At 39.7% G+C, this 22,982-nt stretch carries 14 protein-coding genes and 4 pseudogenes; 4 read left to right on the top strand and 14 right to left on the bottom strand.

The features are described 5' to 3' along the window. Positions 1-149: 149 nt before the first annotated feature. Positions 150-652: pseudogene (gene tnpA, locus QS39_RS05205) on the bottom strand (IS200/IS605 family transposase). 148 nt (positions 653-800) lie between these two features. Between tnpA and QS39_RS10775 the strand changes: the two are divergent. Continuing rightward, positions 801-981, top strand: a pseudogene (locus tag QS39_RS10775) (IS30 family transposase); the annotation flags it as partial. 50 nt (positions 982-1,031) lie between these two features. Here the strand turns inward: QS39_RS10775 and QS39_RS05195 are convergent. The 3 genes and pseudogenes from QS39_RS05195 to QS39_RS05175 form a co-directional block, all read right to left on the bottom strand. Beyond that, positions 1,032-3,482 (bottom strand): annotated as a pseudogene (locus QS39_RS05195) (sialidase domain-containing protein); the annotation flags it as partial. A 662-nt stretch (positions 3,483-4,144) separates the two neighbouring features. Next, positions 4,145-7,669 (bottom strand): SIALI-17 repeat-containing surface protein, encoded by a 3,525-nt coding sequence (locus QS39_RS05190; RefSeq protein ID WP_077804816.1) that lies wholly within the window; start codon positions 7,667-7,669, stop codon positions 4,145-4,147. Positions 7,670-8,232: 563 nt separating this feature from the next. Continuing rightward, the gene (locus tag QS39_RS05175; protein WP_077804814.1) at positions 8,233-9,213 is read right to left on the bottom strand and encodes an acetylxylan esterase; all 981 of its coding nucleotides are present in this window, start codon (positions 9,211-9,213) and stop codon (positions 8,233-8,235) included. 389 nt (positions 9,214-9,602) lie between these two features. Here QS39_RS05175 and QS39_RS05170 point away from each other — a divergent pair, with 389 nt between their 5' ends. The 3 genes and pseudogenes from QS39_RS05170 to QS39_RS11160 form a co-directional block, all read left to right on the top strand. Continuing rightward, positions 9,603-10,154: a GNAT family N-acetyltransferase gene (locus tag QS39_RS05170; protein ID WP_077804813.1), complete on the top strand. Its 552-nt coding sequence runs from the start codon at positions 9,603-9,605 to the stop codon at positions 10,152-10,154. Positions 10,155-10,295: 141 nt separating this feature from the next. After that, positions 10,296-11,258, top strand: coding sequence for an Rpn family recombination-promoting nuclease/putative transposase (locus QS39_RS05165; protein WP_077804812.1), 963 nt, complete (start codon positions 10,296-10,298; stop codon positions 11,256-11,258). Then, a pseudogene (locus QS39_RS11160) lies at positions 11,245-11,676 on the top strand (Rpn family recombination-promoting nuclease/putative transposase); the annotation flags it as partial. The gene QS39_RS05165 and the pseudogene QS39_RS11160, both read left to right, overlap by 14 nt. Positions 11,677-12,235: 559 nt before the next feature. Here the strand turns inward: QS39_RS11160 and recG are convergent. The 10 genes from recG to QS39_RS05105 all read right to left on the bottom strand — a co-directional run bounded on the left by recG (position 12,236) and on the right by QS39_RS05105 (position 22,954). Further along, positions 12,236-14,251 (bottom strand): ATP-dependent DNA helicase RecG, encoded by a 2,016-nt coding sequence (gene recG, locus QS39_RS05150; protein WP_077804810.1) that lies wholly within the window; start codon positions 14,249-14,251, stop codon positions 12,236-12,238. A gap of 18 nt (positions 14,252-14,269) precedes the next feature. Then, the gene (gene alr, locus QS39_RS05145; RefSeq protein WP_077804809.1) at positions 14,270-15,373 is read right to left on the bottom strand and encodes an alanine racemase; all 1,104 of its coding nucleotides are present in this window, start codon (positions 15,371-15,373) and stop codon (positions 14,270-14,272) included. Next, positions 15,363-15,725: a holo-ACP synthase gene (acpS, locus tag QS39_RS05140; RefSeq protein WP_033681488.1), complete on the bottom strand. Its 363-nt coding sequence runs from the start codon at positions 15,723-15,725 to the stop codon at positions 15,363-15,365. The genes alr and acpS overlap by 11 nt, the downstream gene beginning before the upstream one ends. A gap of 44 nt (positions 15,726-15,769) precedes the next feature. Further along, positions 15,770-16,801, bottom strand: a complete 1,032-nt coding sequence (locus tag QS39_RS05135; protein ID WP_077804808.1) for a 3-deoxy-7-phosphoheptulonate synthase — start codon at positions 16,799-16,801, stop codon at positions 15,770-15,772. Between the two features lies 1 nt (position 16,802). Next, positions 16,803-17,834, bottom strand: a complete 1,032-nt coding sequence (locus QS39_RS05130; RefSeq protein ID WP_077804807.1) for a 3-deoxy-7-phosphoheptulonate synthase — start codon at positions 17,832-17,834, stop codon at positions 16,803-16,805. A gap of 80 nt (positions 17,835-17,914) precedes the next feature. Then, positions 17,915-20,428, bottom strand: a complete 2,514-nt coding sequence (secA, locus tag QS39_RS05125) for a preprotein translocase subunit SecA (RefSeq protein WP_077804806.1) — start codon at positions 20,426-20,428, stop codon at positions 17,915-17,917. A 145-nt stretch (positions 20,429-20,573) separates the two neighbouring features. Continuing rightward, positions 20,574-20,864: a SpeK protein gene (locus QS39_RS05120; protein ID WP_020903246.1), complete on the bottom strand. Its 291-nt coding sequence runs from the start codon at positions 20,862-20,864 to the stop codon at positions 20,574-20,576. 10 nt (positions 20,865-20,874) lie between these two features. Continuing rightward, complete coding sequence (locus QS39_RS05115) at positions 20,875-21,525, bottom strand: ABC transporter ATP-binding protein (protein WP_023943779.1); 651 nt, start codon at positions 21,523-21,525, stop codon at positions 20,875-20,877. Between the two features lie 3 nt (positions 21,526-21,528). After that, a complete protein-coding gene (locus QS39_RS05110; RefSeq protein WP_180375007.1) occupies positions 21,529-22,170 on the bottom strand; it encodes a hypothetical protein in 642 nt (213 codons plus the stop codon). Then, positions 22,163-22,954, bottom strand: a complete 792-nt coding sequence (locus QS39_RS05105; RefSeq protein ID WP_077804804.1) for a hypothetical protein — start codon at positions 22,952-22,954, stop codon at positions 22,163-22,165. Before QS39_RS05105 ends, QS39_RS05110 begins: the two co-directional genes overlap by 8 nt. Positions 22,955-22,982: the final 28 nt, after the last annotated feature.

Here is a 22,982-nt window from a genome sequence, read left to right as displayed (position 1 = left end):
ACCAAATGAACTAAAACTAATCCTGACCACCCGTCAAACGGGTGGTTTGTCCCAGGGCTATAAGCCCAAATTACCAGCCAGCGCCTAAAGACGCTGGCTTTCACGTTGTTCAAGCCTTATGTCACTTGCCTCTCAAAGAGGCTTTAGTATTACTTACCACTATCCCTAAAGGGATCCTCATATTCTTTTACACTTAATTTATCTAGTGCTGTATCATGCTTTACTCGTTCTCAAATTTTCATACTCGTGAAGAAATCATCCACTGGATAATTTCTTTAATCTTGGATATATTTCTTAATCGTGGCTTCATTGAGTCCCACCGTACTCACATAATAACCTTCCTCCTAGAAATACTTGTACTTGAGATTGGCGTGTTTGTCAAATATCATGAGTGCACTTTTTCCTTTTAAATAACCCATGAAACTCGAAACACTTATCCTTGGTGGAATACTCACTAACATGTGTACATGGTCTGGCATTAAGTGACCCTCGATAATTTCAACTCCTTTATAACTACACAAGCGATGAAATATTTCGCCTAAACTACTTCGATATTGATTATAGATGACTTTTCGTCTATACTTAGGGGTGAACACAATGTGATAGAACAGTGCCACTTTGTGTGCGATAAACTATGAGCCTTTTGTGCCATATTTTTCTCCTTTCGCTTTGCAATTGGCTTGAACACCTTTATTGTATCGCGTTCGGAGTTTTTTTGGTATAACCTTCGACGCGCACCCGCATAGCGGGTGGTTTTTTTGTCTCGCACCTAACGGAGCGAGACGGACTAATAGTCACATAATAAGAATCACAATAAGCTCATTCATAAATGGTTACCTAAAGAAACTAAGAAAACGACTCCTAAAGAAGTCGCATTCATCAAAAATTGGATTAACAACTATCATAAAAAATGCTTGAACTACAAGTCTCCCAGAGAATTTTTTGTTGCTAACTAACTTGAAATTTAGCGTTTGTATTTGAACGACAAGCCTAACACAGAGATGTTTTCTTATGTCTATAATTAGCTTTTATTTACTCAAGAAGTTCCAATTAAATTTCTTATAAAAAATTGTATAGCGATTTTGACTATTCTCGCTATGTTCATATAAAATTCCGTATTCTCCGTCACCTAAGTCTTGTAATGAATTATATGCAAATTCCCCACCTTGAATTAGATTATGCTTCAACCAAGTTAACTCGCCATTTTTCTCAACACGTGCCAAGTGAACTAGACCATCTTTTCGTTCGCGTCCTGGTCCAGCAGCATTGCTAAGAATAATATACTCTTTCCCATCATGCATAGTATGAATAGCTGACATTTGCACATAGGCATCTTTTACTTCTGGATAACGTTTGATTGTTTTCTCCCAAGTCACTCCACCATCTTTACTAGTAGCAACCTGAAGATCTCCAGTCAAGCCACGCATGAAGAGTTTGACATCACCATTATTTAATTGAAGAACAGTTGATTCTGTATTTTGAGCGCCACTATTATTCATATTAGACGAGTGGATGACACTATTTCCAACAGGTCGATTATCATTTGGGGCTTCTCCAGCATGCCAAGTTACCCCATGATCATCTGAATAAATTAGACGCGAAGACTGCGAACCACCTAAATGCGAAATACTGTTTGTTGTATAAGCTGGTACCAATATCCGTCCCTTATGCTTACCTGTACGTAATACAATACCTGTTCCAGGACCTGTTCCAAGGAATTTCATCCAATCTTGTCGAATCCCTGGTGTGATATCTTTCGGTGCAGACCATGTTTTACCATCATCATCACTATAAGACATCCATAAATAGCTAGTATTTGCAACTCTAAAAGGATTTTTCGTACTTTGTGCAAAGTAAACATTACCAATTAAATCCTTCCCTTTATACAAATCACCTTTGTCGCTATATCCTAGTTTTTTGGGATTTACTACAACATGATAATCTGTTTTTTGATTTTTAGAATTATAAACTTCACCATTTTCACGAATTGTATAATATCCTTTTTCGCCTGTTTTATATAAAATTTGATAAGTTTTATCCCCTATACGCTCGTATGCTTTTTCAGGTTTAGCAGGCATACCGAATACTGCTTTTCCTTCTGGGAACATATCATAAACCGAAAAGATTCTCTTAGTTTCCGGATCTTGAACTAATACCATATCAATATTTAATGGCGACGGAGCAGTTTTGTCTTTGGCATCTGGATTATCACGAAGATTAGAAATTGTTATTCTATCTCCCCACGTCTCTCCTCCGTCCTGACTTCGACGAACTACCATACCAATATCTCCCCAATCTGCGAATTGTAAACGTCTTTCATCCGCTCCGGCAATTAATGTGCCTTTATCTGTTTTTAGCAGTGCTGGAATTCGGTAAGTATTAATTCCATCCTTATTCAATCCACCATTTACACCACTTACAAAAACTTCCTTCTTCTCTGTAATTTTTGCACTTTCCGATGATTTCACTTCTAAATCTGCTCGCTCAAATAACTGACTACGTGTTTTAACTTCTTCAGGCTTCAAGGCACGATCATATACAGTCAGATTACGAACCTGAAGATTTGATCCCCACATTGTTTGGTTTGCTCTCTTAGTAGCTCCAATCTGAACCTTATTGACATCTGGCATATCTTGAATAAAACGACCAGATTTTGTATTTGTTCTAGATAAAACTCCATTGACATATAAACGAACTTGTCCATTTGGTTGGTCTGCTTTTGGTCTTTCCACTGTGAAAGTAACCGAATTCCATTGACCAGGTTTTACTTTAAGCGGTGCATCTGAATAACTTCCGTAGAAATGATTTCCATCAGCTCCTCGTGCTTCGACCATCGCAGTACCTTTATTAACAGACATACTGAAATATTCGTCTCTTTTCTTATCACTTGATACAGAAAAGAGATTATAGAATTGCGGAGCGTTAGCATCTGGTTTAAACTCCATATGAATAGTCGCATTTTGAAGATGTTTCAACTTATCTAATGCTTCTGCCAAGTCAACTCTTTGCCCATTTCCAGCATTCGTAGCAAGGTCTTCTTTTTCAAATACAGTTTTAACATTCTTCAAATCTCTGGCAAAGTAATCACGTGGAGGAAGCACAACGTCATCTGCACTTCTAGTTTTTCCTGGAAGATTCTCTGTTTTTTCTCCTCTTCCTGCATTTGATTCTACTGGAAAATTTCTAGAATTTCCCCCTTGATTAATTGGCAGTTCTTCTTTCAGACTTTCCTTTTTAATTTCACCTCCATTAACAATTGCTGAAGCTAATTTACTAGAATCTACTTCTATTATAGGTCCTGATACAGATGTTCTACTTTCTAAAGTAGTTTCAACCTTATTTGCATCAATATTAGTAGTGGTTTCTTGTGCTAATACTGGTGAAATACCAGACAAGACCGAGCCGATAACTATAGAAGCAACTCCGATAGTAAATTTTCTAATACCATATCGGTTTTTACGATTAATAAAACTCTGATTCATATAACTCCTCCGATGCTTTTGCTAAGCGATTTTTTAAAATTTTTGAATTAGTTAAAAAGTTAGCACTGGAAAGCAATTCAACTAATACGATTGCTTATTATTGATTAATCTATGACTCTCTAAAAGTAATTATTTTATTTCCTAAAAATCTAGATTTTTCTTTATTATACAATAAAACAATATATTTTTCTATATTAATCTACAATAGATTCTATTTTCAGAAATATTTTTATACTTCTATATTCTTTAAAAGTACTTTCGACTTCTATAACAAAAAGAAAAATAATATATTCTCCAATGTCATTAAGTTAGGACTAAACTTTCTCCTTCAATAAAGAGTGTAAACGATAACCCCTGAGCCTTTTGTTTCATATTTTTCTCTTTTCGCTTTACAATTAGCTTGAACACCTTTACTGTATCGCGCTTGGAATTTTTTGAGCATAATCTTCGATGCGCGAGTCTGGTATAAAAAGATTTTGATTTTAGGAATTCTTTATTATGAATTTTAAAAATCGATAGATTAGACAAAAAAGCGAACAATACAGAATTCTGAGTGTCAGATAACTCGTTTTGTTCGCTTTTTATATTTAAGGCTAGACTTTTGTCCCAGACTCGGTTTATTTTATATAAACATAAGAGTTCAAAGAACAACTGAAGAAAAATTAACTGTCTTTTCGTTTATAAGTAATCATTACTCCAAGGATCGTTCCCACAAAACCAAATAAGATTGTTAGTAATGAAGAAGTCTCACCTGTATTTGGTAACATAGTCTGTTCATCGTTACCTACTGTCTTATCTAATTGATTAAATCCTGATCTCTCATTTGTAGATAACAGTTTAGGGGATAGAGAAAGTTCCTCGTTCTTTTTAGCTTCTATAGTTTTTTTAAATGGTGGATTGTCGATAGAGAATCGGAAAGTCATCGCATAAATACTAGAATTGCTAATCTCAAAAATAATCTTTCCATCTTTTTGTTCGAATTCAATAGTGTATAGGTTTCCTTCTGGATCTACAGCATAAACATTCTCAACAGAATGATCCGTAGCAAAAGTAACTAGGACTTTTCCGTTAGGCTGAACCGTTCTAGCAGCTGTATCCTTCAATTGAATATCAAATGCTTTATAGTTTAATGAACTTAGATCACTAACTTGAACTTCTTGAATTTGAACACCTATCACATTTTCCAATACTTCTTCTGAAACTTGAATTTGCACACTTCCTGCTTCATTTTTGAAAATACGTTGTGAACTAGCAATTCTTGTGATAACTTGTTTCATTGTTGCTTCATTCTTACTATCTCTATTGTTATCATGCATAGGACTTGCTACCACATTCACTCCACCTGTATAGTCTGAAAGATGATGAACCTCAGCATCCGAACCATTCACTTTGTCTCTAAACTCTGGCTTAGCTACTGTAGGAGCTGGAGAATCTCCTAATGTAGATAGAACACCACTATACGCTGAAACTTCTGTAACAAGTGAGTCGCCCCCATTCACGCCACCTGTAAACTCTGGCTTAGCGACTGTAGGAGCTGGAGAATTACCTAATGTGGATAGGAAACCTCTGTACTCTGGAACTTCTGTAACAAGTGAGTCGCCCCCATTCACGCCACCTGTAAACTCTGGCTTAGCGACTGTAGGAGCTGGAGAATCTCCTAATGTGGAGAGAACACCACTATACTCTGGAACTTCTGTAACAAGTGAGTCGCCCCCATTCACGCCACCTGTAAACTCTGGCTTAGCGACTGTAGGAGCTGGAGAATCTCCTAATGTGGATATAATACCGCTGTACTCTGGAACTTCTGTAACAAGTGAGTCGCCTCCGTTAACTCCTCCTGTAAAGTCATGCTGTTCAACTGTTGGGGCCGATTCTTCTCCTGAGGTTGATAATACACCCATATACTCTGGGATTTCCAGTATAGGAGATTCAGTGAAAGGAACTCCACCTTTAAACTCTGGCTTAGCGACTGTCGGAGCTGCAAAGTCACCAGATGTACCTAAAATACCAGGATATTCTTTTCCACTATCTTTTTTTGGATCTAATTTCCCAGCTAAATCCTTATCCGAATCCTTCTTAGAAGGTTCCACTTCTTTATCTTCCACATAGACAGGATTTTTTGGTTGACCCTCAATATAAGAACGAACCCAATCCAGCTGCTCTTTTGATAAGACTAAACCACCACTGCGGCTTCCTACAACACCATTTTGGTGAACGCCAATTAAAGCACCTTTATCATTATAAAGACCACCACCAGACGCTCCAGGTTTCGTACCTCCGTAGCTAATTCCCTCTATTCCAGAACCGAAGTCTGTAGTTCCTACTACTTTGCTATCTAAAACTGGACTTAGCTTGTTATCTGGAAAACCATAGACCGAAACTGAATCCCCCTCTGCAACTTTCGAAGATTGTTTTACAACCTCTACAGGAGTTACTCCTTTTACTGCTTCTTTTAACCGAACCAAAGCTAAGTCATTTTTAAAGCCAAATACAGAGTCTTTCTTATTCCAATAAACAATATCATCATCTGAAAAATTCACAGACTTACCATTCGGTAAAGTTGCTTTATACACTGTATTGGTACGACCAGATTTAGTAACTACCTCAGAACCTTTAACTGTTAAGAAATTATGAGCGACTGTTAACACCAAATTTGGTGCAATTAAAGTACCTGACCCCGACCCATCTGGCGTTTGAATGTGCGTTGTAGCATAGAAATTTTCTGAGCCATTCGGAGCTTGTAACACTTCTTTACTAGGTACAGGTAAATTCGATTTACCACTCAAATCTACTTTACCAACTTCAGTTCTTGCAAAATCCGAAGAAGACGTTGATGGAGGAGTTACCGAATCTACTACCGCTCTTATAATTGTATCTCCTAAAGCTAACTTACTGACATAGTCATCAGACCAAGTAGTATCACTTGCTAGTTTGTTAATTGACACTCCGTTATAGGATACCACTTTAGCTGTTGGGGAAGTTGCTATTAACTGTTTGAAGTCTGGATTTTGTCTTAAATGAAAATTCAAACCACTTCCAACAGGACCTTCCTGAACAACCTTATCTGAAATCAAACGAGTTCCTTTAGTATCTTCCACTCGAAGTAAAACGCGACCTTTTTCTTCACCTTTTACTAAAGTAGCTCGACCTTTTTCATCAAAACTATACCAAGCACCATCAATCTCAGATTCTACATCTTTTAAAGCTATATGATTTTCATCATAGTAGTAACGGTTTGCACCATCTATATACCAACCCTTTATACCATATTTATCAATCATAGAACGAATCCAAGCTCTGTGCTTTTCCGTAAAGATAGTACCACCCCCAATACGCTCACTCTCAGGAGCGTTTGAAGTATTTGTTCCGTGCTGGTGGATACCGACTACCTCTCCCTTATCATTAAACAAAGGAGCACCTGAAAAACCTCCTAAAGCTGAGGAATGATAAGTGACTGCACCACTCTCTTTATTGATACTGCTCACAGTTGTGGAGACTGAATAAGCCTTACCATCTTTCAATCGAGCTTTATTTTCTTTACTTAAATTAGGAGTAGAAAAATCATTGGGATATCCGACCATAGTGATGCTATCACCCGTAGAAACCTCTTTATCACTCAACTCTCTTGGAGAGTCCTCACCACCTGTCATAGCTTCGACAGGTTTTTTAGTGATAACTACTGCTAAATCGTTGCTATAGTCTTTCCCAAAGTCTTTGCCGTTATACAAGTGAATAGAGTCTTTTTCAAGAGCTTCTGATACCCCTGAAGTAGGTACTTTATTACTCTTCTCTGTCTCTGAGTTCATCACAACATAACTACGAGCAGACTCCCCACCACGCAATACTGCAGACTTATCCTCTTGGTTTTTATCATAGTAGTTATGAGCTACTGTTACCATCACATTCGGCGCTACAAAGGCACCGCTACCTGATGCGGTTTGTTTTCCACTTGTTCCGCTATCATAAGTGGTATAAGTCATAGCAACACCTTCTGCAGATTTACTATGAACATCCACATCGTGAATATCGCTACCGCCTTGAATGACATCAGCATAAACAACCCCGCCACCAATAACTGATAACTCTGGTGCAGCTAAGCCAATCACCGCTGATAATGTCAAACAACCAACCAAACCATAAGCTTTGGATTTACGAAATTTCCCTAAACCTTTTAAACACACAAACATACATTACCTCACTTTAACTTTCAAAGTTAATTTATCCAAGTATATTCTAAAAAATAAAATATTACAGTTTCCATTAGCATAACATTCTCTACTTTGATTCTTACAATAAAAATAGCTATAGATTATTTTGTTCCTTTACAAATGCTATTTAAGTACTGTATCTACAGGAATATCGTTTTTATAAGATATTATCCTAATGAGAAAACCATCTTATACATAAACGTATATATAAATGTTCATTTGTAGCGAAACTGTATATTTTCTTATAAATTATAACATATTTCACAGACGCTTTCCAATGTATTGAAATAGCTTATACCCAACTAGATAGAAAATGAATTGTTTGACACCACAGCCCAGAAAAAAACTCATACTCAATAAAAATCAAAGAGCAAACTAGGAAGCTAGCCGCAGGCTACTCAAGACACTGTTTTGAGATTACAGATAAAGCTGACGTGGTTTGAAGAGATTTTCGAAGAGTATGAATTTCAAAGTATACATGAACTAGAATATTTGCTGACTAGACTCTGTACAAAAAGAGAGCTACTAGACTCTCTCATTCATCACTTCACATACTTAAAAGGAATCTCACTGCCACAGAGCCAATTGTAGACTTGGTCGTTAACAAATACATTCATAGCTTCGTGAGCATACTCTGGCATGATACGATAGGCCTTATCGCAAGTCAGACGATTGTAAATCGCAAACTGGGTAATAGGATAGCAAACATCATCGTCCAAGCCCGTAATCATCTTAACCTCACCCTTGATACGATGGGCAAGATTTTTCACATCTATATAGGCAAGGGTCGCCATGATTTCCTCCTCAGTTTCATGGAAGGGGTCGTGAAACTTGAAATAACGAAAAAGTTCGTCATAGGCTTCACTGGTATTGCCAATCTCAAGCACTCGTCTAAAATCTGACAAGAAGGGATAGATGGCAACTGTTTTCTGTATCCGAGGATTGAGTGCTGCCGCAACCAAGGCTAGAGCACCACCTTGAGATGCACCATAGCTAGAAAGTCGCTTTTCATCCACCTGAGGCAGACTAGCAATAATTTCAACCAACTGGTAAATGTCCAGATAAACATCCTTATAAAAGAGGTGCTCCCGACCTTCCACAGCACCACGGATAATATGCCCCTTAACCGTATTTCCTAAAGGAGAACGCAAGCCGTCTTGTGAATAGCCCGACTGGCCTCGAACATCCATGGAGACAACACCATAACCAGCCACAGTATAGGCCAGCATGTCAGCCCAGTCCCAGCCACGTCCCATATAACCATGGAAATGGAAGATTAGAGGAACTTTTTCCTCACTCTTTGGAAGAACGACGCGTGCATAGACCTTACCTTCATTGGTTCCTTCAAAGGTTAATTCATAGCACTTGACTTGGGGAATATGGAAATCTCTTTCCTCCAACTGGTAGGCTGGAAGAGTTGAAACTTTTTTCACTTCCTCATCCCAGAAAACATCAAAGTCTTCTGGGACCTCATCCCGTCCTTTATAAGTCTTGATTTCTTCTAACAAAGCTGAATTTTTCATAGCATACTCCTTTTGTTTTGTAATCGCTACTACCACTGTAGCATATCTGAGAAATCAATGCAAGAAAGAAGGATAATACTCTTCGAAAATCAAATTCAAACCACGTCAACGTCGCCTTGTCGTACTCAAGTACAGCCTTCGGCTAGTTTCCTAGTTTGCTCTTTGATTTTCATTGAGTATAATATAGAAAATGAATTTAGATTTTTTTCTTCAAACCTACTGACTGAAAGTCTAATAAATTGAATCTAGAATAGTACCAATTAACTTCTAAAGTATTTTTAGAAATTAATGTAAATGCCCCAGTTGATTTGTCTACAGCTTATCTCGATATACTATAGTTTCAATGGATATTGAATAGAGAATCACACACCAGAAAGCGAGGTAACATCATGAAAGCAATAGGTACGCAAATATTACAGACAAACCGTTTAATCTTGAGAAGATTTGTGGAGAGTGATGCGGAAGACATGTTTCAAAATTGGGCTTCGTCTGCTGAGAATCTGACCTATGTTACTTGGAATTCCCATCCTGATGTTGAGAACACTCGAAACTCAATTCGTAATTGGGTTGCTTCCTATGCCAATCCCAACTATTACAAATGGGCCATTTACCTCAAAGAAAACCCAGAGCAAGTGATAGGAGATATCAGTATCGTTAAGATAGATGAGGATGATTCAAGTTGTGAAATTGGCTATGTGCTAGGAAAGGTTTACTGGGGAAATGGTATAATGACGGAGGCTTTGAAATCTGTCTTGGACTTTTGTTTTACTCAAGCATGTTTTCAAAAAGTCAAAGCACGATATACCAGTCTCAACCCAGCTTCAGGTCATGTTATGGATAAGACTGGAATGTCCTATCTAAAGACTGTTGCAAATGGGGTAGAGAGAAAAGGCTATATTGCGAACCTTATTTATTATCAGATAAGCGGAGAAGACAGATAATCTTAAAATTTATTGCTTATCTGCTGTTCTTATTTTTTATTTACTATTTCATTTATCCTCTTTTTTCCGAATAAATAGATAGAACCATCGAATCTAGCAAAATTAGATTTTAAAATATGGTATAATAGAAGGAGGGAATGGATGATTCTAAGACATCCGGGCATTAGCCCAACCAATGACTTGGTAGCTAAGAAAATCTTTAGCAATCCAGAAATCACTTGTCAATTTATCCGCGATATGCTGGACTTGCCAGCCAAAAATGTGACCATTTTGGAGGGGAGCAATATTCATGTCTTGCCTTCCGTGCCTTACTCAGCCCAGGATTTCTATACCAGTATAGACGTCTTGGCAGAGTTAGACAATGGGACACAAGTAATCATTGAGATTCAGGTGCATCATCAGAATTTTTTCATCAATCGCCTGTGGGCTTATTTGTGCAGTCAGGTCAATCAAAATCTTGAAAAAATTCGTCAACGTGAAGGTGACACCCACCAGAGTTACAAACACATCGCACCAGTTTATGCTATTGCAATTGTGGACAGCAATTATTTCTCAGATGACCTAGCTTTTCATAGCTTTAGCATGCGCGAGGACACGACAGGTGAGGCTTTAACAATTACAAACAACGGTCAGGAAAACCATCTAGTCAAGATGGCGTTCTTGGAATTAAAAAAATATAGAGAAACCAGCAAAGATAGCATTCGCAAACCGTGGTTGGAGTTTTTCGGGAATAAGCCCTTTACCCAAGAACCTGAGCGAGCCATCAGCCAAGCAGATCAACTGCTAGACTACAAGAGCTGGTCTGAGGAGGACAGGAAGATGTTTAGTCAACTACGTATGCGCGAAGAACAAGCATTGTTAGCACAAGACTATGCCTTGGAAACTGCTAGGGCAGAAGGTATTGAACAGGGGTTGGAACGTGGTCGTGCAGAAGGTATTGAACAAGGGTTAGAACGTGGACTTGAACGAGGAAAAGTTGAAGGGAAACTTTTTGCCTTTCTGGATATGGTCTGTCAAGGCCTTCTGACTTCCGAGATAGCAAGTCAGCAATTAGGTATATCAATTGCTGAATTTGAGACGCTATTGAAAGACCATCACAAATAACGGTCAAGAAAACCACTTAGTCAAGATGGCATTCTTGGAACTCAAAAAATACAGAGAAACCAGCAAAGATAGGATTCGCAAGCCGTGGTTGGAGTTTTTCGGTAATAAACCCTTTACCCAGGAACCCGAGCGAGCCATTAGCCAGGCAGACCAGCTGCTGGACTACAAGAGCTGGTCCGAGGAGGACAGGAAAATGTTTAGTCAACTACGTATGCGCGAAGAACAAGCCTTGTTAGCACAGGAATATGCCTTGGAACGAGCCGAAGAAAAAGGCCTAGAGCGTGGAAAAGTTGAAGGAAGTTTGTCTATGCTACTAAATCTAGTCCGTCAAGGTCTTTTGCCTTCTGAAGTTGCCAGTCAACAGTTGAGTATGACTGTCTCTGAGTTTGAAGAACTATTGAAAGAGCATCATAAATAAGAACTAAAAAATATAGAGAAACCAAAAAAGACGAGGTTCGCAAGCCGTGGTTGGAGTTTTTGTAAATCATTAAATCAATGACAGATTTTTCCGTAATAGATGGAAGAATCTGTTTTTTTAGTTATGCTAGATGCGGGCTCTGAAATAGTAAGATATAGTGTATTGAAATAAGATATGAACAAAGAAATTAGGAAAGTCAAATTATAGTTAAATGAAATAAAAACTGAACAAATTGATTGCGGAATTCAAGCTAATTTCTAGCAATGTTTTAGAAAACTCGGTGGACTATTTCGGATTCAATCTACTATAATTTATAGAAATTTTTTAGAATCCGCAGTGTGCTATTTTAGATTCAATAAATTGTGCTTTTAGAAACAAAAAAAGAGCATTTCCGCCCTTTTTCTCCTATTCAATCTTATTTTGTTACTTCCTTCTTTTGGAAAGTAGTTTGGTAATTTACTTTAATCGTTACTGTCATCTGAGAGTCCTCGTTTCTTTTTTATGACTCTAGTATAAGGGGCAAACCTGAAAGCTAGCTTAAGTTTTCCTTAGAGAAAGCTTAATCCAGATGTTCTTTCTTTTCCAGATGAAAAGCAATCATGCGCCACTCTGGATCCTCTTGCCAACCTTCGATAGAACTAATGTAGCTAGCAACCTTTCTGGCTTCTTCTAAAATCGGAAAATCTTCGATAATATCAGCTACTTGGAACTCTGGGAGTCCTGACTGTCTGGTTCCAAAAATCTCACCTGAACCACGCATTTTCAAATCTTCCTCCGCAAGGACAAATCCATTGGTGGTTTCTGTCATGATGCGCATGCGGTCTTTCCCAGAATCCGTCTTGGGATTAGCAACAAGGACAGCGTAGGACTGCTTGTCCCCCCGACCAACACGACCCCTGAGCTGGTGAAGCTGGCTAAGACCGAATCGATCCGCATCCATGATAATCATGACAGTCGCATTGGGAACATTAACCCCGACCTCGATAACTGTCGTCGAAACCAGAATATCCGTTTTTCGCTCTTTGAACTCCTGCATAATCTGGTCTTTTTCGTCACTCTTCATCTTACCATGTAAAAGAGCCACCTCTGCCTTGCCTGCAAAATGAACTGTCAACTCCTCTGATAAGGCAATGGCATTTTTCAAATCCAGAGCTTCTGATTCTTCAATCAAGGGAGAGATGACATAAGCTTGAGAACCTTTTTGGATTTCCCCCTCTAACCAAGTCAAGACCTGAGGCAGTTGCTCATGTTTAATCCAACGTGTCACAATGGGTTTCCGACCCGCAGGCATCTGATCGATTATGGAAACATCCATATCGCCAAAGGCTGTGATAGCCAAAGTTCGTGGAATGGGAGTCGCCGTCATCATGAGGACATCTGGGTTGTCGCCTTTTTCTCGTAGGATTCTTCTTTGTCCCACACCAAATCGGTGCTGCTCATCGATGATAATCAAGCCCAGACGAGCATAATCTACCCCATCCTGAATCAGAGCGTGGGTTCCGATAATCAAATCAGCCCCACCCTTGGCAATAGTCTCCAAGACTTCTCTCTTTTCTGCAGCTTTCAAGGAACCTGTCAAAAGAGCCAGTTTCAAGTCTGGAAAGAGGTTCTGTAAACTCTCAAAATGTTGCTCTGCAAGGATTTCTGTTGGTACCATGAGAGCAGACTGATAGCCAGCTGTCACTGCCGCAAACATGGCCAAGCCAGCGACCACCGTTTTTCCGCTCCCCACATCCCCTTGTAGGAGACGATTCATGTGGTGGTCGGACTTCATGTCGGTCAAAATTTCCTGCAAACTCTTTTCCTGAGCAGGGGTCAGGGCAAAAGGCAGTCTTTCTTCGACAGCTGTCACTTTTTCCTGAGACCAATTCAGAACCAGACCACTTCCTTGAACTCTATTTTCAGACTTGAGCGTCTGCAATTGCATTTGGAAATAAAAGAGTTCCTCAAACTTGATACGGCGAAGAGCCTGCTTGTATTCTGCCAAATCCTTAGGAAAATGCATAGCTCGGACTGCCTGACAACGGGACATGAGTTTGTATTTGTCCAGCAAGGACTGGGGCAGATTTTCCTCAATCAAGAGGTCCAGTCCCTGATCAAAGGCTGTCTTAATGACCTTTACCAGACTGGCTTGACTGATTCCTTGAGCCAATCGATAGACTGGTTGGAGGTCATCTTCCACCTGAGCCAAAACCTTCATCCCAGTCAGACTAGCCTTGGCGCGGTCCCATTTTCCAAATACGGCAAGAGTTGCTCCCAACTCTATCTTATCAGCCAGATAAGGTTGGTTAAAGAAATTCACCGCAAAAACAATTTCTCCCTGCTTGAGGCTAAAGCGCAGGCGATTGCGCTTGAAACCATAATACTGGACACTAGCCGGAGTCACGACTTGACCAGACAGAACCGCCTTCTCCCCGTCTTCCAGTTCCAGCACTTGCTTAGTTTTGAAATCTTCATATCGGAAAGGAAAGTAGAGCAAGAGGTCTTGCAAGTTTTCAATTCCTAGTTTGGCGTATTTCTCTGCTGACTTTGGTCCCACACCAGGTAAGACATGCAAGGGTTGATGTAGATTCATGCTCCACTCCTTTCTTTTCTAATAATATTCTCTCGGAATGCGGTCGCTGAGAAGACAAACCACCTCATAGTTAATAGTCCCACGGTAGGCCGCTACCTGAGTAGCTGTGATTTCCTTGCCCCCGTTAGAACCAATCAAAGTTACCTTAGTTCCGAGTGGGTAAGGCTTAGGCAGACGAATGGTGATTTGGTCCATCGAAACTCGCCCAACGATTGGGCAAGCTTGGCCATCTACCAAGACAGCGAAATTTTGCATATCTCGTGTCCAACCATCCGCATAGCCAATTGGCACGGTCGCGATGACTTGCTCGCTGTCCGCCTGATAGGTAGCTCCGTAGCCCATGCAAGCTCCAGATGGAACTGTCTTGACATGAACTAGAGCAGATTCCAAGGTCAAGGCCGGAGTCAAGTCATAGGGTAAGTTCAAAACCTCTCCACTTGGATTGAGACCATACATGGCATCTCCCATACGAACCGCATTGAAAATAGTCTCTGCATGCCAAAGAGTCGTTGCCGAATTACTGGCATGAACCAAGTCTGGAAGACCTTTCATACTAGCTAAAATAGTTTTAAACCGTTCTAACTGGGCATTAAAGTAGGTATCTGATTCCTCGTCTGCAGTAGCAAAGTGGGTAAAAATCCCTTCAACACGGGCACCGTGTTGTTGAAGCAAGTTTTGAGCCTGCTCAGCCTCACTAGCCTCTCTAAAACCAATCCGTCCCATGCCTGAATCAATCTTGAGGTGGACTGTCAATCCAGTTAGATCAGCTTCCTTATCTAAGTGTGCTTGAACCCACTCCAGTCCAGCCACAGTCAAGGTGATGTCGTATTCTTTAGCTAGAGCAACAGCTTCGATTTCAGAAACTCCTAAAATGAGGATTCGTTTGCTGAGTCCAGCCTGTCTGAGTTCAATGGCTTCATCAATATTGGAAACGCAAAAACCATCAACATCATCTTGAATAGCCGTCGCAACAGCAACAGCCCCATGCCCATAGGCATTAGCCTTGACTACTGCAAATTTGAGCGTTCCTTGAGGGATATGAGCCCCCATTTGCTGAATATTTTGTCGAATAGCTCCCAGATGAATCAGAGCCTTAGTTGGTCTATGCGGACTAGCTTTCATGATTTTCCTCCAAAATGACACTGGCTGTCACAAACTGATCTGTGTGGCTGATAGACAGCCAAATCTTTCCTGAAAATGGTGACTGACTAAAATAAGGAGCCCCGCGTTCATTGTTCAAGACTTCCAAATCCTGAAAACCGAGCTTGCCAATACCAGTTCCCATGGCCTTGGAAAAGGCTTCTTTAGCCGACCAGCGACCAGCCAAATATTCTATTTGCCTGCGCCCTTTAAGACTGTTAAACCGTTCCATTTCCTTAGCGGTCAGCACGCGCTTAGCAAAACCTTCATGTCGTGTAACTGCGCTTTCTATCGAAGCTAATTCTTCGATGTCAATTCCATGTCCAACTATCATTCTCATCAAAAGGAGTTGAGATTCCCCAACTCCATCCTTTTCACTTATTTTGTCAAGGTAGCATAGATTTCTTCGACCAAGACCTCTGTATTTTCCCAACCTAGGCAAGGATCGGTAATAGAGCAACCAAAGACCTCTGGTTGATTTTGACGACCATCTGCTAGGTAAGACTCAATCATAAAGCCTCGAACTGTCTTTTTAATCTTCTCATTCCAATCACGATTTTGCAAGGTCTGGCGAACAATTCGAATCTGCTCCATATATTGCTTTCCTGAATTATCATGGTTGGTATCAATGAGGATAAAGGGATTTTCAAGTCCCATGGTCTCATAACGTTCAATAGCATTTAGCAAGGTTTCATAGTAAAAGTTAGGCTCATTTTTCCCATATTCATTAACTGCGCCACGAAGGATGACGTGGGCCAAGGGATTTCCTGAAGTTTCAACTTCTTGACCGTGGAAGAGGAAGGTCTGTTTGTTTTGAGCAGCATAGATGCCATTAAACATGACACCAAGATTTCCAGAGGTTGGATTTTTCATCCCGACTGGTGCATCAATCCCTGAGGCCACAAAGCGGTGCTCTTGGTCTTCCACAGAACGAGCCCCAACAGCATGGTAGCTAACCAAATCATCTACCAAAACCAGATTTGACGGATAAAGCATCTCATCTGCCGTTGTCAAACCAGTCTCTGTAATCACGCGGTAATGCAACTGGCGTACAGCCTGCAAGCCGTTAATCAAACTTGGAGCTTTTGAAGTATCTGGTTGGTGTACCAAGCCTTTATAGCCGTCTCCGTTTGTACGAGGTTTAGCTGTATAAACACGCATAACCATGAAAATCTTGTCCGCCACCTTCTTTTGCAAGGCGGACAAACGGCGGGCATATTCCAAGACAGCCTCTTCATTATCAGAAGAGCAAGGACCAATCACCAAAAGGATCCGGTCATCTTCTCCTGAAATGATGTCTGCCATTTCTCTATCACGACGCTCCTTTAGTCGCAAGGCTTCCGCAGACAATTGGGTTTCTGCTTTGATTGCTTCAATATCAATTTCTTGACCTTTTTCAATAAATGCCATCTTATTCTCCTAGCGTTTGGTAGATTTCTCTGACGAGGGCTTCCGTATTCTCCCAGCCAAGGCAAGGGTCCGTGATAGACTTGCCAAATACTTCCGGTTCGTTTTGACGGCCGTCTTCTAGATAAGACTCAATCATAAAGCCACGAACGTACTGCTTGATTTTTTCATTCCAATCACGGTTAATCAAGGTCTGGCGGACAATTCGAATCTGGTCCATATATTGCTTACCAGAGTTGTCATGATTGGTATCCACAATGATAAAGGGATTTTCCAAGCCCATCTTCTCATACTGAGCAATGGTATCCATCAAATTATCATAGTAGTAGTTAGGAATATTCTTACCATACTCATTGATTGCTCCACGAAGAATGGCGTGCGAAAGCGGGTTCCCAGTTGTTTCCACTTCTTTCCCTAGGAAAAGGAAACTTTGTTTGTTTTGAGCAGCATAAATCCCATTAAACATAACATTGAGATTTCCAGATGTTGGATTTTTAAACCCAGTCGCGAAATCTGCCCCACTTGCCACAAAGCGATGTTGCTGGTCTTCAACCGAACGAGCACCAACTGCCATGTAAGAAATCAAATCATCCACAAGCGGAAGATTTTCAGGATAAAGCATTTCATCAGCCGTTGTCATACCTGTTTCTGTGATAACACGATAGTGAAGATGGCGAACAGCTTTGATTCCGTTGATAAGACTAGGCGCTTCTGTCGCGTTAGGCTGGTGAATCAAGCCCTTATAGCCATCTCCGTTGGTACGGGGTTTGGCAGTATAAACACGCATAACCATAAAGATACGGTCTGCCACTTCTTCTTGCAGGAGTGCCAAACGCTTAGCGTATTCAAGAACAGCTTCTTCATTGTCAGATGAGCATGGCCCGATTACCAAGAGAATCCGCTGGTCTTCTCCACGTATAATGGCTTCTAGCTCTTGATCGCGCTGTGATTTTCTCTCCAAAGCTTGGCCTTCTAATTTTGATAAGGCACGAACTTCTTCAATATTAATTTTAGGACTTTTTGCTGTAAATACCATAACTCATCTCCTTATAAATCAAACGGATACCAAGTAAAAATTTACTTTTCACAAGGTATCCGCCTCTAAACTATCTCATTTTATTGTCTTTTACCGTGACAGTTTTTAAACTTCTTACCAGAACCACATGGGCAAAGTTCATTCCGTCCAATCTGGCTCAAATCCAAATCTTCTGGTATATTTGCTTGGTGGGCAGCGATATTGCGGGTCGCTGTTGTACTGATATGGTGTTCTGCTTGTGGTCTTTCTTGTTCATGAATTTGTGCTTTCATCATCAAGCGTGTCACATCAAACTCAATCGAACCAATCATGTCATTAAACATACGGAAACCTTCTGCCTGATACTCAACAACAGGGTTGTTCTGAGCATAGCCACGAAGTCCAACCGCGTTACGCAATTGATCGAGGGCATCGATATGATCTGTCCACTTGTTATCTACCACTCGTAGAATCAAGACTTTTTGGAACTCTTTAACTGCTTCTTCATCGCGTAATTTTGAAACCTGACTATCGTAAACTTGCAAGGCACGTTGGAAAAGCTCTTCCTTGATGGCCTTATCAGACAAGCCTGACAAGTCTTCTATCGTAATAGAATCTTCTGGAAGCAAGTTATACTTAGCAAAGTTCAAAATTGCTTCTAGTTTTTCATCTTGTTTTGCACGCGCATGACCATCAACGACACGACCAATCGTGCGTTTGATCATAGAGTGAATTTCAGGTGCCAAGTCACGATCTGCAGTGATAACGTCGTAACGTTGAGCGTAGATAATCTCACGTTGTTCACGCATAACATCATCGTATTGAAGGACTTGTTTACGGGTATCGTAGTTATTTCCTTCAACACGTTTTTGCGCTGCCTCAACCTGACGCGTCAACATACGAGACTCAATCGCCTCTTCAGACATGTTCAAGCGTTCAAAGATTCCCTTCAAACGTTCAGAACCAAAACGTTTCATCAAATCATCTTCAAGAGATAGGTAGAATTGTGACTCACCTGGGTCTCCTTGACGACCTGAACGTCCACGAAGCTGATTATCGATACGACGGCTTTCATGACGCTCTGTACCAATAACACAAAGTCCTCCAAGTTCACGAACCCCTTCACCAAGCTTGATGTCGGTACCACGACCGGCCATGTTAGTCGCAATGGTAACAGCACCACGTTGACCAGCATTCATAATGATTTGGGCTTCTTTGTAGTGGTTCTTAGCATTCAAGACTTCGTGAGGAACGCCAGCTGCGACCAATTTCTTAGAAATGTAATCACTAGTTTCAACCGCTACTGTACCAACCAAGACAGGCTGACCTTTTTGGTAACGAGCCTTAACGTCTTCGACAACCGCCTTAAACTTAGCCTCGATACTTGCATAAAGAAGGTCTGAGTGGTCAATACGTTGAACAGGACGGTTTGTTGGGATTGGAATAACACGAATGTTGTAAATTTCACGGAATTCTTCTTCCTCAGTCTTACCTGTACCCGTCATACCAGACAATTTCTTGTACATACGGAAAAGGTTTTGGTAAGTAATTGAGGCAGATGTCTTGGTTTCATCCTGAATTGGCACACCTTCTTTAGCTTCAATGGCTTGGTGCAATCCATCAGAATAACGACGACCTTCCATGGTACGACCTGTAAATTGGTCAACGATCAAGATTTCTTGTTCTTCGCTCACCACATAGTCAATATCGAGAAGCATGATGTAGTTGGCACGAAGGGCGTTATCGATAAAGTGAGTCAAAGCTACGTTTTCGATGTCATAGAGGTTTTCAAGTTTGAAGTAGCTTTCAGCCTTGTCAATCCCTGAATCAGACAAACCAATAGTCTTAGACTGCACATCGATGATGTAGTCGTCTTTGTCCAAAGATTTTACATAGTGGTCTGCCATGTGATACAACTGACTAGTTTCAACCGCATTAGCACCTGATACGATCAAAGGTGTACGCGCCTCGTCAATCAAGATTGAGTCAACCTCATCGACCAAGGCATAGTTAAGCGGACGTTGTACCATGTTTTCAGCGCGAACAACCATGTTGTCACGAAGGTAGTCAAATCCGATTTCTGAGTTGGTTGAATAAGTGATATCACACTCATAGGCTTCTTTTTTCTCCATTGGAGATTTGGCAGCCAAGTTGATTCCTACTGACAAACCAAGCCATGAGTACAATTCACCCATCTCAGTCGCGTCACGTTCTGATAGGTATTCATTGACCGTAACTACGTGAACCCCTTTACCTGAAAGGGCATTGAGGTATACGGGCATGGTCGCAGTCAAGGTTTTCCCTTCCCCTGTACGCATTTCTGGCACGTCACCATGGTGAAGAACGATTCCCCCCATGACCTGAACCTTATATGGGAAGAGGCCTAGGACACGTTTGGCACCCTCACGGACAACCGCAAATGCTTCATAAAGCAATGAATCCAGTGATTCTCCATTTTGATAACGTTCTTTAAATTCAACTGTTTTTGCTTTTAGTTGGTCATCAGTCAAAGCAGCCATTTGGTCTTCGTATTTGAAAACCTTGTCAGCCATCTTTTCCAGACGACGGATTTCTCCTTTATCATTTTCGATAATTGTTTTTAAAATATTAGCCATGTTTTTCCTTACTTTAAATTCCGAATATTTTAGAATGTTCTTTTAATTTTAGCACAATTACTGATTATTTTCAAGGAAGAATCCCCATTTTGAAAAGGAAAAAGAGGCTAGTTTCCAAGCTAACCTCTCTGACTTTTATGATGATTTAATTGCCAACAAAAATCGGCAAAATCGCAAATAGGATAAATAGATTTATCCAAAGAGAAAAACAGCAGATCAATCCAAAAACAAAGAGACTGACTTTCTTGGACAGCAAGGCCATCAAAATAGACAGAATACCAAAAACTAGTAAAACTTTCTGCATGATTAAGAGATTGATAGATATTCCCAGAACTGGTTTATCCCAAGGAACAAAGAAGAAAGCCAGCCAGATCAGCAGAACTAAACCAATATAAACCTTGGAATAGCGTGTAATAAATGATTTTAGATGTTCCATAAGCCACCTCCTAGGATTGTATATCCTTTAAATATTGTATATGCCCATTTTCGACAACTAATACATCTGTACAAAGATCTGAAATATCTTCCGATATATGCGAAGTCAGGATAACCAAACCATTTTCTTTTTTCAGGTAAGATAAAATGACCTGTTTGGTTAACCTCACACTCTTCTCATCCAAAGCATTCATAGGTTCATCGAGAAAGAGTATAGAAGGTTCGGCAATAAAGGCTTGAATCAAAGCCATTTTTTGTTTCGTTCCTAAGGATAAATGACGGTATTCAATGTCTTCAAATTCCTGTAAATCATAGTATTGAATCCAATAGGCAATTCTTTTTTCCGTAACTTTAGATGAAAAATACCTTAACAGTTCCAAATTTTCTCTCAGGGATAAATGAGATAGAAACTCTACCTTTTCGATTAAAATCCCTGCATCCTGAATATAATGATTTTTCACCCCGTAAACTTTACCATCTTGAAGAACTTTTCCTTTGTCAAGCTTAATATAACCAGCAAGTACCTTTAAAAGAACCGTCTTGCCAGATCCATTATCACCTTTAAGGCCATAAATTTTTCCTGATTGAAAGACCAGATTTAACTGATTTAAAATAGGTCTTTTCCCATAAATTTTCTGTCCATTTATAATTTCAAGTCTCATCGTTTATCCTTTCTTAAATTTCTCTTCCAAGCGACTAACAATCAAGATAACTAATAAACTTAAGAGTCCTAAATATACTATCACAATATGATCCATCATCCATTCTTGTCCCACAAATGCTAAAAAATAGAGAAAAAAGGAAAAACTAGCGCCTACACTAATAAGTGCTATCAGATAAGACAGTAACAAATACAAGATCATTAACTGAGCAAGTAAAAAGAAAAGTGCGACTGTTTTGAAATGAATTCCTAGAGGAAGTAAACCAAGAAACCAGACAAATAAATCTTGAATAAAAAATTTAGAAATAAGAAGCAATCGTTTCCTTGTATAATCGAAAAAGGAGCTTGATTGATAGCGAATCAAGTGATGGTAATGGTCTGCCAAATCACTTTCAAGTAAAATGACAGAGAGCCATCCTACCATGAAAAGCGAAAGGTTTAACAAGAGTTTGGGGATTTCTAAATTTAATTCAGAATAGTCATTATAGGAAAAGATTGAAATCAATTCCCTCTTGAAAAAGAGAGAAACATCCTGCTTTTGAACCGCTGTTGACAATAGATAGTTAATCAAAATCATCATCAGAACTATACGAAGTAGTAAAACGATCTTTCTCTTTAGCAAAATATTGTTAAAATTCTTAAACATTATCTTCATATTTTTCAAGCACCATATAAGGGACAATATAAAGGATATAAGGAGTAAAGAGTTTCATCAAACTTACATCCCCATAGCTAGCTTGCATCAAACTCGTCATAGGAACCATATAGTAAGGCAAGGCACTATAGAGTAACATAGAACCAAGCCAAAGAAACATCAAATAGGCGATTGCCGAACGAGTCACATTTCCTAAATAATCAACTATTTTTAAAAAATAGACCGTATTGATGAAGATACCGATTAGAAGGACACACATAAAAAACAAATAACTTTTTATTTCTCCATCTAGAAGCCTTTGTAAACTACTTCCATCAGAAAATAGGGAATTCCATTCCAGAGGAGAAAAAGTCCCAAAGAAATAGGTTACGATTGCAATTATCAGCACAGTCACTAAATATATCACACAAGGGATACTTGCAACTTGAAAAGTCAACTTTCTTTTTAACCCTTGATAACTCACTTCTCTTCCAATACTCAATCGTAAAACTTTATTTTTCAGCTCAATATATCGAAAACCTAGCAAAGAAATGATGATTGGAATAATAAATGATTGATAAAAGCCTAGATTGAACTGGAGAATACGAAAATCTAAAGCTGATTTTAATAAGTCATTTTTAATTGCTTGTCCATCGAATTTGGCTAGATCAGGCGCATGAATATCAAAAAAGAAATAAGTCATCAAGAAATCACGATAAACCAAAGCAAGAAAAATCAAAGTAAGCAAGACATAAACAAATTTATTCCTTGCCAAAGTTAAGAGAGGAATCTTCATAAGCTACCTCCTACAAATAGAAAGTAAT

Origin of the sequence: Streptococcus mitis (assembly GCF_002005545.1) — a bacterium.
Lineage (GTDB): Bacteria > Bacillota > Bacilli > Lactobacillales > Streptococcaceae > Streptococcus > Streptococcus mitis_I.
Note: the sequence above shows the minus strand (reverse complement) of the source record. Positions and strands in the feature narration are given on the sequence as shown.